The following is a 12,863-nucleotide window of genomic DNA, read 5'->3' as shown; positions in this document are numbered from 1 at the left end:
CCGGGCCTCCAGGCGCGCATGCGCCAGACCTACGACCCCGCGTGCGTCAGACCTCCGGGCGCAGCATCGGCGGGTTGAGGAGGGTGGCACCGCCGGCGCGGAAGAGCTGGGCGGGACGGCCGCCCTGCCGCGTGGTGGTGCCGCCGGTGGGCACCAGGAAGCCCGGCGTACCCGTCACCTTGCGATGAAAGTTGCGTGGGTCGAGGGCCACCCCCCAGACAGCCTCGTAGACGCGCCGCAGCTCGCCGACCGTGAACTCCGGCGGGCAGAAGGCCGTGGCCAACGAGGAGTACTCGATCTTGGAACGGGCGCGCTCCACCCCGTCCGCGAGGATCTGCGCGTGATCGAAGGCCAACGGCGCCACCGGCTCGCCGTCACGCCCGTAGCCACCCTGCTCCAGCAGCTCCTCGACAGGCGCCCAGCGTGCGCTGTTGGCGTCCCCGCCCGGCCTGGGTGCGGGCAGGTCCGGGGCGAGGGCGAGGTGGGCGACACTGACGACCCTCATCCTCGGGTCGCGCTTCGGGTCGCCGTAGGTCGCCAACTGCTCCAGGTGCGCGCCGTTGTCCTGCGCGGGCTCGGACGGTTCGTGGGCGGTGAGCCCGGTCTCCTCCGCCAGCTCCCTCGCCGCCGCCTGCGACAGATCCTCGTCCGGCCGGACGAAGCCACCGGGCAACGCCCACCGTCCCTGGAACGGCTGTTCGCCCCGCCGTACCGTCAGCGCGCAGAGCGCATGGCGACGGACGGTCAGCACGACAAGGTCCACGGTGACAGCGAAGGGCGGATAGTCCGACGGGTCGTAGGGCATGTCGCGATCATAGTCGTCTGCCTGACGATAAACACTCCCTTCGTCGTCGCTTCCCCACTTGATCCACTTCTGCCCGTGCCTGGTGTCGCGGATCGACCTCCACCCTCGCGCACCGTGCGCCGCCTGCCGTTCTCTCGTCATGTCACGGGAGGTCACACGCCCAACTGCAGTCCGTCAGCCGCCTCCTCGACCATCGCGAGCCCCAGCCGACTGACACGTACGGCGAACGGAGCGCCCGCGACGCGCAGGCCCGTCATACCGATCTCTCCCAGTGGCGCACTGCGCACCGGACGCAGGGTCACCGTCCCGGCGGGGGCATCGGGACGGATTCCGACGAGCGTGGTGAGCAGCAGCACCCCTGCGGCCGCCGCCGTCGCAGCCGGTCTGCAGGAGGCGGGGTGGGGCAGCGGGGCACTCCCCGCCGTCCGCTGCTCCCCCGCGTACATCTCGGGCAGCCGGCGGTCGAAGCTCTCGGCTGCGGCCAGCACCCCGCGCAGCAGCGCGCTCGCCTCCTTCTCGTACCCGGCGGCCGCCAGCCCCGCGACCGCGATCGCCGTCTCCTGCACACGCACCGCACCGCTGCGATGGCCGAAGGGGTTGTATCCCGCTTCTTTCGCCCCCAGGCTCCGCAGCCCCCACCCGGAATCCATGGCCGGCCCTCCGAGCAGCCGCGCGAGCTGTTCGGTCCGGACCCTGTCGAGGAGTCCTGGGGCCTGCTCCCCACCGCCGAGCAGCCCGGTGTCGAGGAGGTGGGCGGCACCGGCTCCCAGCTGCGGCACGAGGCGCCCGTCCGGGGTTCGGGCGGCCGCGGGTCTGCCACCGCCCCGGTCCTCGACCCAGAAATCCGCCGCGAACCGGACTCGCAGTTCTCGCGCCCAGCCTCGTAGCTCCGCCCCGCCCGGCCTGCCGTACGCGTCGAGGAGATCCGCGCCCAGCAGCGCGGCCCGGTGGGCGTGCGCCTGAGTCTCGCAACGCAGCGGGCCCCCTGGGCGCGGGTCGGGCAGATAGGCACCGCTGCCCACAGCGCCCCGCAGCCACCGCAGGCAGCGCTCAGCCGCGGGCAGCAGTTCCTCGGTCTCCTGCTCGGGGAGTCCCCACCTCCTGGCCTCCGCCAGGAGCACGGGGAACAGGAGGGTCGCCTCGGTACCGGTGCAGCCCGGCGGCAGATGCGGGCCCGCGTCCCGCCGCAGGCCCGGGATCATGCCGGACTCGGCCTTTCGGCCCACGACCTGGGTGCGGGCGAGGGTGCGCAGGGTGCCCGCGGCGAGACGAGTGCCGAGCGGCAGGGTCATCCGGGCCGCTACCAGCGCGTCGGCCGGGGCCATGCCGCAACGCCAGGGTGCGCCCGCCGCGAGGTGGGTGTCGGACGGGTTCTGCGGGTCCCGCAGCAGCAGGGCTTCGAGGTCCTCCAGGCAGGTGCGCAGCAAGGGCTGTGCCGTCGGGTCGTCGCCCGCGACTCCGACCTGGGACAGCGGGCTCGTGGCCCCTCGTGCCACCGGCCTGATGGGGCCCGCGCCGTCCGGCCGTACCCGCAGCTCCACGCTCCGGGTGCCGCCCGGCGGCAGCTCCAACTCCCAGCGCAGCAGCCCCGCGGAGGCCAGGGCGTCGGCAGGCGGTGGATGTGCCGTCACCGTGGCGTGCCCGTGCGTACTGGACCAGCGAAGGCCGGAGTCGTGCACACTCGCCGGCAGTTCCGGACCTGCGCTGCCGGAGGCGACGGCACCCAGTTCCGCGAGGTCCGTCCCCAGGGACACCTCGACGGGCAGACGCAGGGGGCGGCGGGCTGTGCTGTACAGGGTGATCCGCTCGGTACCGTCTGCATACCGCGTGCGCTCCACCATGACGTCCGGGTCCGGCCCGGCCTCGGCGGACATGCGCAGCGTCGCCATGAACCGGGCTCTGTCGGCCGAGATCATCCGCGCCTGCACGGCGAGCGGTTCCCGTCCGGCCACCCTCACCTGGCAGCGGGAGAGTACGCGCCGGCCGGCACGGTAGAACCCCTCCAGTCCTCGGCCGTTCAGTTGGCCCTGCTCCGTCGAGATCGCGAGGCCCGGCAGGGCGACGCAGATCAGCGTCGTGTGGGCCGGTGGCAGCTCCACGGGGCGGCGGGGAGCAGGCACCGACACCTGTGGGGGCGAAGCGCTTCCGGCGGCGGTGCGGGGCAGCCCGGCGGAGCCGCTCGCGCCGGGCGCTGTGGGCGTGGCGGGTACGGCCGGCGCGAGGGGTGCGGCGGGTGCGGCTGGTGCCCGGCCGCCCCAGACCGCTGGGCGTGAGCCCGTGACGCGGGGCATCGGGCTGCGGATGTCGGTGCGTGAGGCGCCGGTTGCCTCCCCACGGGCCCCTGCCCGGACCTGGGCAGGGGGCTGGGACGGCCTGAGGAACGACGGGACGTCGTCGGCATCGGACATGGACGGCAGGGGCATGGGGTGGCTTCTTCTGTCTACGGCGCGCTCGGGGTGCGCCCGGAACCAGGTGGGGCACCGGAGCGGGACGGGGTGCGACGGCGGCGAGGCCAGGCCACGGGTACCGCCACTCAGGTGAACGGAGCGGCTCCGCTCAGGGTCACGCCCCGGGCCCGGGAAGCCGAGCGCCCCTCGGCCCGGCGAGCAGGCTGCGACGGCCCCGACAGGGAACAGCACGCTCAGGTGCGCCCCGATCCAGAAGAGCATGCTCAGGTGCGGCCCGATCCGGGAGATGGTGCTCAGGTAGGTCCCGATCCGGGACAGGAGCGCCCTGCCTGCCCCGTCCCCGTTCGCCGCGCTCAGCTCTCCCCCTCGGTGGGCTGCCCACCGCCACCACGGCGGGCCCGCGCGCGAGCGCTCGCGCCGTTGGCCGGGCTCCCCGGGCGTCGACCGGCGGGTGCCTTCCCGGCTCCCGAGCGTGATCGCCGGGCATGAGCGGCACCGGATGATCGCCGGATGGTGCGGGTCTCGGCGCTACCGTCCGGGTGTGACCTGCGGCGGCGCCGAGGGCTGGTCGTGATGCAGGGCTCAGCCGGGGTCGCCTGCGCGGCCGGACGCTGGCCGGAAGGGGTCTCTTCGCCCACGCCTACGCCCACTTCCACGCCCTCGACATCAACCTCGGCACCAGCTCCGGCACCGGCCCTGACCTCGTCCTCGGCACCCGCACCCGCACCCGCACCCGCGGGGGCAGGGACAGGGACAGAAGCCGCCGCCACGCCCCGTCCCCTGCGCTCGGCGCGCAGGCAGCGGCGAATGGATTCGGGGTCGAGGCCTTCGTTGCAGGCCTGGTGGAGAAGACGAGCGAAGAGGTAGTCCGGATCCGCGGCGAGGGCCATGGCCAATGCCTCGCGGGCCTCCAGTTCGTCCCCCGAGGACCAGGCGACCCAGCCCACGAGCGTCAGCGGGGCGGCGGCATGCTCACCGTACGGACCGACACAGCGGCGGGCGAGGGCGCGCCAGAGACGGAGGGCCGGGCCGGCTTCGTCGCCCTCCATCCACTCCGCTGCGCGGTCGCGAGTGGCTCGGTCCTGGAGTCCGAGGATCAGGGCGGCCGCATCCTCGTGTCCCACGAGTTCGTCGTCGTGGAGGTCCGCGTCCAGCGTGCCGGGCACGGCCGGAGCGGCGGCCAGTCGCTCGATGGCGCGCTGGGCCACGGCGAGGGTCTCCTCGGCCACGTCCGCGCGGCTCTCCGCGTGCAGAATGCGTGGGACGAGCGCGGACTGCGCCGCGTCGAGGGCGGCCTCCTGCTGCAGCGCGGCAGCGGTCTCCCAGGGCAGCAGCCTCGCCCTCAGCTCCTTCAGGGTGCCGCGCACCTGGAGGCCCGCGTAGGTCGCGGCGGCGGCCAGCACCGAGGTGCCCGGCAGCCCCATCGACTCTCCCTCGGGGGAACAGCAGCCGTTGCCGGGACAGCAGTAGGACCAGAAGCGGCCGTCGGAGATGCACAGGGCCTCGACCACCGGCACGTCGAGGGTGCCGCAGGCCCTGCGCAGCAGTTGCGCGAGGGGCCGCAGGCGTTCCATGACGTCACGTGGCGACTCATCGCTCGCCGGGTCCTGGCAGAGGAAGGCGACCATGCTCTCCGGCCTGGCTCCTCGACGCTCACTTCCGGTCACCAGCCCCCGGGCCAGCTGTTGGGCCACCGCCGGCCAGTCATCCGTCTGGGCCGGGATGCCCAGTCGTGCGCGCCCGCCGAACCGTCCCCGGGCGTCCCGGTCGTGCAGTGCGACGAGGACGATGCTGTCCTCGGGGCGGTACCCAAGGAGGTACGGCAGGGCGTCGGCGAGTTCGGCCGGGGTCCGGAGGGTGACCTGCTGTCCGTCGAGGGGTCCGGTGGTCGCGCCGTGGCCCAGGTAGGCGGTGGGCTCGCCCTCGCGGCCACATCCGTTCTGGCCGCTGATGTCACTGTTGCCGGAGGTCCCGGCCGCTTCGCTGTGATTCGTCATGCGGCGACCATCTCGCGGATCTTGAGATTCCGCTTTGGCCTGTGGATAAGTCCGACCATGACCACGTCAGAACCTGTCCACAGTTCGCTCCTCTCGTTCGCGCGATGTCGGAGGCATCAGGTTGCATGGGGCCATGAGCGACGAAGACCTGCCCCCCACGGACCGCCAAGACCTGCGTACGGCCGCCGACGCCGTGCTGGCCCGCCTCGTCGGCGCGCCGGCGGGCGCCGCGCGACTGCGCGAGGACCAGTGGCACGCCATCGAGGCGCTGGTCGCGGAGCAGCGCAGAGCCCTGGTGGTACAGCGCACGGGCTGGGGCAAGTCCGCGGTGTACTTCGTCGCGACCGCGCTGCTGCGCGAGCGGGGCGCGGGCCCCACCGTCATCGTCTCCCCGCTTCTCGCCCTGATGCGCAACCAGGTGGAGGCGGCCGCCCGCGCGGGCATCCACGCGCGGACGATCAACTCGTCGAACACCGAGGAATGGGACACGATCCGCCAGGAGGTCGCCGCGGGCACGGTCGACGTGCTCCTGGTCAGCCCGGAGCGGCTCAACAACCCCGACTTCCGCGACCAGGTCCTGCCCGCGCTGGCGGCCGCGACCGGGCTGCTCGTGGTCGACGAGGCGCACTGCATCTCGGACTGGGGCCACGACTTCCGCCCCGACTACCGTCGGTTGCGCACCATGCTGGCCGATCTGCCGCCGGGGGTTCCGGTGCTCGCCACGACCGCGACGGCCAACGCGCGCGTGACGGCCGACGTGGCGGAGCAACTGGGCACCGGCGGCGGCACGGACGCCCTGGTCCTGCGAGGGCCGCTGGACCGCGAGAGCCTGAGCCTCGGGGTGCTCGAACTGCCGGACGCCGCCCACCGGATGGCCTGGCTCGCCGACCACCTGGACGAGTTGCCGGGTTCCGGGATCATCTACACGCTGACCGTGGCCGCCGCCGAGGAGGTGACCGCGTTCCTGCGCCAGTGCGGGCACACCGTGACGTCGTACACCGGCAAGACGGAGAACGCGGACCGGCAGCAGGCCGAGGAGGACCTCCTCGCCAACCGGGTCAAAGCCTTGGTCGCCACCTCCGCGCTGGGGATGGGCTTCGACAAGCCCGACCTGGGGTTCGTCGTGCATCTGGGCTCACCGTCCTCCCCCATCGCCTACTACCAGCAGGTCGGCCGCGCCGGTCGTGGTGTCGAGCACGCCGAGGTGCTGCTGCTGCCCGGCAAGGAGGACCAGGCGATCTGGGAGTACTTCGCCTCGGTCGCCTTCCCTCCGGAGGAACAGGTGCGCCGGACCCTGGACGTGCTGGCGCACGCGGAGCGACCGCTGTCCCTGCCCGCCCTCGAACCGCTGGTGGAACTGCGTCGGTCCCGTCTGGAGACGATGCTGAAGGTCCTCGACGTGGACGGCGCCGTCCGCCGCGTCCAGGGCGGCTGGGTCTCCACCGGGGTCCCCTGGACGTACGACACCGAGCGCTACGCCTGGGTAGCCAAGCAGCGCGCGGCCGAGCAGCAGGCCATGCGTGACTACGTGACGACGTCGGGCTGCCGGATGGAGTTCCTGCGACGGCAGTTGGACGACGAGGAGGCCGCCCCCTGCGGGCGTTGCGACACCTGCACGAAGCCCAGATTCGCGGACTCCGTCTCCTCGGCGGCGCTGGACGCGGCGCGCGGCGAGCTGGGGCGGGCGGGAGTCGAGGTGGAGCCCCGCAAGATGTGGCCGACCGGGCTGCCGGCGGTCGGCGTCAATCTGAAAGGACGTATTCCGGCCGGTGAACTGGCGGCTCCGGGACGAGCGTTGGGGCGGCTGTCGGACATCGGCTGGGGCAACCGACTGCGGCCGATGCTCTCGCCCCAGGCCCCGGACGGCCCGGTTCCGGACGATGTCGCGAAGGCGGTGGTGGGCGTACTGGCCGACTGGGCGAAGGGCCCTGGCGGCTGGGCCACAGGGCAGCCCGACGCACAGCCGCGTCCGGTGGGTGTCGTCACCATGGCATCCCACAGCCGGCCGCAGTTGATCGGTTCTCTCGGTGCCCGGATCGCCGAGATCGGCCGTCTGCCGCTGCTGGGTTCGGTTGCGTACACCGGCGCGGTTTCCCAGGTCACGCGTAGCAACAGCGCGCAACGCCTCAAGGCGCTCGACGGGGCACTGACCGTGCCCCCCGAGCTGGCCGCCGCCCTCGAGGAGGCGAACGGGCCCGTGCTCCTGGTAGACGACGCCACGGAGACCGGCTGGACCCTCGCGGTCGCCGCGCGCGTACTCCGGCGCGCGGGCGCACAGGGGGTGTTGCCCCTCGTGCTCGCGGTCCGGGGGTGACCGTCCGTCAACCACGCGTGAACACCGTGCCGCTTGGGCGTTGTCGACGCCGTCCCATGCGCAGGGATATAAGCGGTGGATCACCACAAAACTGTCAGTGGCCCCAATTGCTCGTTGCCGCAACCAAGTTCGCCAGGAAGAATTGGAGTCCGCTCCCCGCACGGCCCACTCGTGAATCGGTAGGGCTTCTGCTGCGGCGTGCGCTCCCCCAAGTCCGACCCTCGCCCCGCTGTGTGGGCGCGTAGCCGAAGGGAGGATCGTGACCTTCGGATTCGCTCCGTCGTCGGCGGCTTCCGTGTCGACCTCTGCCGACCTGTCCGCCACTTCCGCCAACCGGTTGCTCGAGCCCGCGGAATGGGCCGCCGCCGGGATTCCGCTGCTGCGCAATCCCCGGGAGGTCGTCAACGGGCTGCACGCGCGGCATCAGCCCCGGCCCGCGACGGCGGTCATCGCCGTCCTGGATCCGGACGAGCGGTTGCTGGCGAGCGCCTCGTTCGTCCGGCGTCCCGCGCCGGCCGACGGGTGGATGTTCCGCAACGCCCTCCTCGCCCAGCTGCGCCGGGTCATTCCGCACGATCTGCGCCGGCGCACCCCGGTGCGGACGGCCGTGCTGCTCTACTGCCGTGAGGGCGACGCGCGTTGGACGGAGGAGGACGGGGCGTGGATGTGGGGGCTGCGGGACGCCTGCACGCTGCACGGGCTGCGCTGCGGGGCGTACATCACGCTGACACGTGACGGCTGGCAGGTCCTCGGCGAGGGCAGAGGTGGCCGACGCCCGCACGCGGACTCACCGGCCGAGCCCTTCGCCACAGCCGTCGCGCCGCCGCCCATGCCGCGCACCGGTGGCGTCGCGTCGGAGGTACTGCGCCGAGCCGCCGCGCGCTGAGCCGCAACCACTCCAGTCCGCAGACGTCCGGTCACAGCCGCTCCGGTCCGTAGCCGCTCCGGTCCGCAGACGTCCGGTCACAGCCGCTCCGGTCCGAAGCCGTTCCGAGCCGCTTCGGCACCCGCCCGGACCACGGCGAATACGCCCGCACCCACCCCCGCGCGGCCCGCGGGGGTGCGGCAACACGCTGCCGCCGTGGCCCCGTGGACAGCTCGACGCGAGCGAGGCATGGCACGACACCGCTCCTCACCCCACTCCACGGCACGGCGCGGCTCCCCACCTCACCCAACTGAGCGGCGGCATCGCAGGCCACCCCCACGACGCCCTCGAAGCCTCCCCGGGAACGCCGAAACACCCCGCGGGCACGCCGAAGCGCCCCTGCACGGGGTGTGGCCGCAGTCCTGCCCAGGTCGTTCCGGGGCGTGCACGGCTCCCCGGCGGGCCCTGGCGGGCCGACCGGGGCCGGGTCCGCAGTCGCTCAGACCCCGGCGCCCAGCACCGAGTTGATCGTCTGCGGGTCACCGCACACGATCAGCAGGGCCCGGGCCCGGCCGAGGGCCTTCGGCAGCGCATGGGCGGTGGCGGCATCGGTTCCACCGTTGACGGCGACCACGACGACGGGACGCGGCGCGGCCCGGTCGGCGGCCGAGGCATCGGCGTAGAAGACGTCGTCGCCCGCGTCGTGCTGCGCCCAGTAGGCCGCCTCGCCGAAGGAGAGCTCGTGGTCGGCCCACGGGTGCGACTGGCCGGTGGTGATCACCAGCACGTCGCCGGGGGCACGGCCCGACTCCAACAGCAGATCGACGGCTTCCTCGGCGGCGTCCAGCGCACCCTCGGCCGAGGCCGGGATCAGCTGGATCTGCGGGGTTGCGGCAGGAGCGGACGGCCCGGGCTTGGCCGCGGTGTGAGCCGCGCGCTGGGCCGGCACCGGCCGGGCAGGACCCGGACGACCGGGACGCGGCGGAGCCGCGGGACGGGGACCGGGTACGGGACGGGGGGTCGGCGCGACCCGGCCGCTGGCCGGAGTGGCACGCGGGCCCTGGGCACTCTCGTGAATCTGAGGCTCCTCGGGAATGAGAGGCATGAGCTGATGTTTATCAAACGCCGGTGCGACTCGCGTCGGCGGGTGGTACATGAGTGCGAACGAATCCGTCAGAAATCGAAGCCGAGCTGACCCTCGATCTCCGGAACGCTTCCGTTCGCCCAGTTGCGGGCCTTCTTGAGGTGCCGCCACTGGGGCAGCGCATCAAGATACGCCCACGACAACCGGTGGTACGGGGTGGGGCCCCGCTCCGCCAGCGCGGCCTTGTGGACAGGCGACGGATACCCGGCGTTGGCCGCGAAACCGAAGTCTGCATGGTCGACACCCAGTTCGGCCATCATTTTGTCGCGCTGAACCTTGGCGATCACCGAGGCGGCCGCGACGGCGACACAGGACTGATCGCCCTTGATCACCGTACGGACCCGCCAGGGTGACCCCAGGTAGTCGTGCTTGCCGTCTAGGATGACCGCGTCGGGCCGCACCGGAAGCGCCTCCAGGGCCCGCACGGCGGCCAGCCGCAGCGCGGCCGTCATGCCCAGGTCGTCGATCTCCTCCGGAGAGGCATGACCGAGGGCGTGCGAGGTGACCCACGTCAGCAGTTCCCGGGCGAGCGACTCGCGTCGCCTGATCGTCAGGAGCTTGGAGTCGGTGAGGCCCTCGGGCGGTCGGCGCAGTCCGGTGACCGCCGCGCAGACGGTGACGGGACCGGCCCACGCTCCGCGCCCCACCTCGTCGACACCGGCAATGACCTTCGCTCCGGTCGTGGCGCGCAGGGAGCGCTCGACGGTGTGAGTAGGTGGTTCGTACGGCATGGCGCCCTTAGCCTACGCCGCCCGCGCCCCCGCGCGACACCCAGGTTTCCCGGGGCAACCCCACCCCTCTCGCAGACGCCGCCCGGGCACGTCAACGACGGAGCAGCGGAACCATCAGCTGGTCGACCATCTCCTCGATGTCCCGCTCACCCCATTCGCTCCCGCACATCTTCGAGCGGTACATCATCATGGCCGGAATCGCGTCGAAGACATAGCCGTTGGCCGCGTCCGGACGCACCTCACCTCGCTGGATTCCACGCTCCACGACCTCGCGCAGCAGCTTGACCGTCGGCTCCACGACGCCCTCGATGATCACGCCGTGAAAGCGCTCGGCCTGAATGGTGTCGCATTCGTGAATCACCGACCGCAGCGCGAACCCGGGGCGGGAGAACATCGCCTCGCGCGCCTGACGGCACAGCGCCAGCAGGTCGTCGCGCACGCTCCCGAGGTCGGGCGCCTCCTCGAAGCGCGGCAGCCCGGCCTGCAGGGCGTCGGCGACGAGGTCCTCCTTGGAGGGCCAGCGACGGTAGACCGCGGCCTTGCCCGTCTGAGCGCCGGCGGCGACCCCCTCCATGGTGAGGCCGCTCCAGCCGACCGTGCTGAGCTGCTCCAGCGCGGCGTCGAGGATCGCACGCTCGAGCACGGCGCCGCGCCGACGCGGGGAGACCGTCGGGGCAGGAGCGGTCGTCCAGCGCGAAGTGACCATCTGTGTTTCTCCGTTGAGCCAGGGGGCGAGGTGCCGAAAGCGGAAGCGGACGGACGACGCGGACCGCGGCGGCGACTTCAATGAACGCTTGCGTTCACTAAGGGGGACTCACTACCGTGGACGCGTCAGTGAACGCGAGCGTTCACTAAGGCACTTGTGGGGGACCCATAGTGACAACCTCTCCGTTGATTCAGAATCAGAAGCCGGGAGCCGCCCGCCGGGAGGGGCGCCCCGGCATCGCACTCACCGTCATCGCGGCCTGCCAACTCATGGTGGTACTCGACGCGACGATTGTGAACATCGCCCTCCCGCACATTCAAGACGCGCTCAAGTTCAGCACCACCGACCTGACATGGGTGGTCAGCGCCTACACGCTGACTTTCGGCGGTCTGCTGCTCCTCGGGGGGCGGGCCGGTGACATCCTCGGCCGCCGCCGGGTGTTCATGACCGGCATCCTCGTCTTCACGCTCGCCTCGCTGCTCGGCGGGCTCGCCCAGGAGCCCTGGCAGCTGCTCGCCGCCCGCGCTCTGCAGGGCGTCGGCGGGGCGATCGCGTCGCCGACCTCGTTGGCACTCATCACGACGACGTTCGCCGAGGGGCCCGAGCGGAATCGCGCGTTCGGTGTCTTCGCCGCGGTCTCCGCCGGTGGCGGCGCCATCGGTCTGCTCGCGGGCGGCATGCTCACCGAGTGGCTCGACTGGCGGTGGGTGCTGTTCGTCAACGTGCCCATCGGTGTGCTGATCGCCGTCCTCACCCCGATGTACATCAGCGAGTCCGAGCGACACCCGGGACGGTTCGACATCGCGGGCGCGCTCACCTCGACCGCCGGTATGGCCGCGCTGGTCTACGGGTTCATCCGCGCGGCGGAGGACGGCTGGCGCGACGGCCTGACCATCGGTTCCTTCACGGCCGCGGTGGTCCTGCTGCTGGTGTTCGGTCTCATCGAGAGGCGCGCCAAGGAGCCCATCACCCCGCTGCGGATGTTCACCGACCGCAATCGCTCGGGCACGTACGTGATCATGCTGAGTCTCGCTGCGGCGATGTTCGGGATGTTCTTCTTCATCGTGCTGTTCGTGCAGAACGTGCTGCGCTACACCCCGATCGAGGCCGGTCTGGCCTTCCTCCCGGTGACCGTCGCGATCGTCACCGGTGCCGGTCTGTCCCAGCGGTTCCTGCCGGTGCTCGGCCCGAAACCGTTCATGGTGGTCGGCTCCACGCTCGTGGTGCTCGGTCTGACCTGGCAGACCTTCATCAGCCCCGACAGCTCCTACGTCGGTGGCGTGCTCGGTCCGATGGTGATGTTCGGCTTCGGCATGGGCCTGAACTTCGTGACCCTCACCCTGACCGCGGTCTCGGGGGTCGCCCCGCACGAGGCGGGCGCGGCGTCCGGTCTGCTCAACGTCACACAGCAGGTGGGCGGCTCGCTCGGCCTGTCCATCCTCACGACGGTCTTCGGTACGGCCAGCCGCGACGAGGCTGAGAAGCAGGTCCAGCTCTTCATGGCCCAGGCCACGGACGCACAGAAGGCCGAGTTCGCCAAGACCCAGCAGTTGCCGGCCCCCTGGAGCCACGATGTGCTCTCCCAGGGCATCTCCACGGCCTTCATACCGGCTGTCGCGATGGCCGTGCTCGCCCTGGCCACCGCCCTCCTGGTGATCAGGGTCCGCAAGAGCGACCTGGAAGCCCTCTCTGGCACGGCCGGACCCGCCGCCGGAGGCTGACGGCACGGTCACGAAACAGCCGCGCACCGGCCGGACCACACCCATGCGCACGGGGATCAGGACGTGGTCCGGCCACAGCGGCGAGCGGCGAGCGGCGAGCGGCGAGCGGCGAGCGGCGAGCGGCGAGCGGCGAGCGGCGAGCGGCGAGCGGCGAGCGGCGAGCGGCGAGCGA

The 12,863-nt window shown here is 72.3% G+C and carries 9 protein-coding genes; 3 read left to right on the top strand and 6 right to left on the bottom strand.

Annotation, left to right across the window (positions count from 1 at the left end; translation table 11 throughout):
* Window positions 1-46 precede the first annotated feature (46 nt).
* The 3 genes from ACZ52C_RS21490 to ACZ52C_RS21480 all read right to left on the bottom strand — a co-directional run bounded on the left by ACZ52C_RS21490 (window position 47) and on the right by ACZ52C_RS21480 (window position 5,210).
* Window positions 47-805, bottom strand: coding sequence for an NUDIX hydrolase (locus tag ACZ52C_RS21490; protein WP_005481548.1), 759 nt, complete (start codon window positions 803-805; stop codon window positions 47-49).
* A gap of 152 nt (window positions 806-957) precedes the next feature.
* On the bottom strand, window positions 958-3,096 hold the full coding sequence (locus tag ACZ52C_RS21485; RefSeq protein ID WP_469076502.1) for a glycogen debranching N-terminal domain-containing protein: 2,139 nt from the start codon (window positions 3,094-3,096) through the stop codon (window positions 958-960).
* A gap of 470 nt (window positions 3,097-3,566) precedes the next feature.
* Window positions 3,567-5,210, bottom strand: coding sequence for a DUF4192 domain-containing protein (locus ACZ52C_RS21480; protein WP_469076228.1), 1,644 nt, complete (start codon window positions 5,208-5,210; stop codon window positions 3,567-3,569).
* A gap of 133 nt (window positions 5,211-5,343) precedes the next feature.
* On the opposite strand from ACZ52C_RS21480, the gene ACZ52C_RS21475 reads away from it, so the two are divergent.
* Entirely contained in the window at window positions 5,344-7,524 is a 2,181-nt protein-coding gene (locus ACZ52C_RS21475; RefSeq protein ID WP_469076227.1) for a RecQ family ATP-dependent DNA helicase, read from the top strand.
* Between the two features lie 259 nt (window positions 7,525-7,783).
* Complete coding sequence (locus ACZ52C_RS21470) at window positions 7,784-8,410, top strand: hypothetical protein (RefSeq protein WP_045561095.1); 627 nt, start codon at window positions 7,784-7,786, stop codon at window positions 8,408-8,410.
* A gap of 478 nt (window positions 8,411-8,888) precedes the next feature.
* Here the strand turns inward: ACZ52C_RS21470 and ACZ52C_RS21465 are convergent, their stop codons facing one another.
* The 3 genes from ACZ52C_RS21465 to ACZ52C_RS21455 form a co-directional block, all read right to left on the bottom strand.
* A complete protein-coding gene (locus ACZ52C_RS21465; RefSeq protein WP_469076226.1) occupies window positions 8,889-9,494 on the bottom strand; it encodes a hypothetical protein in 606 nt (201 codons plus the stop codon).
* Window positions 9,495-9,562: 68 nt separating this feature from the next.
* Window positions 9,563-10,264: a ribonuclease HII gene (locus ACZ52C_RS21460; RefSeq protein ID WP_469076225.1), complete on the bottom strand. Its 702-nt coding sequence runs from the start codon at window positions 10,262-10,264 to the stop codon at window positions 9,563-9,565.
* 91 nt (window positions 10,265-10,355) lie between these two features.
* Window positions 10,356-10,970 carry a TetR/AcrR family transcriptional regulator gene (locus ACZ52C_RS21455; RefSeq protein ID WP_469076224.1) on the bottom strand — a complete coding sequence of 205 codons (615 nt, stop codon included), beginning with the start codon at window positions 10,968-10,970 and terminating at the stop codon, window positions 10,356-10,358.
* A gap of 170 nt (window positions 10,971-11,140) precedes the next feature.
* On the opposite strand from ACZ52C_RS21455, the gene ACZ52C_RS21450 reads away from it, so the two are divergent.
* A complete protein-coding gene (locus tag ACZ52C_RS21450; RefSeq protein ID WP_469076223.1) occupies window positions 11,141-12,691 on the top strand; it encodes an MFS transporter in 1,551 nt (516 codons plus the stop codon).
* Window positions 12,692-12,863 lie beyond the last annotated feature (172 nt).

It is taken from the genome of Streptomyces sp. NPDC034049 (assembly GCF_055575575.1).
Note: the sequence above shows the minus strand (reverse complement) of the source record. Positions and strands in the feature narration are given on the sequence as shown.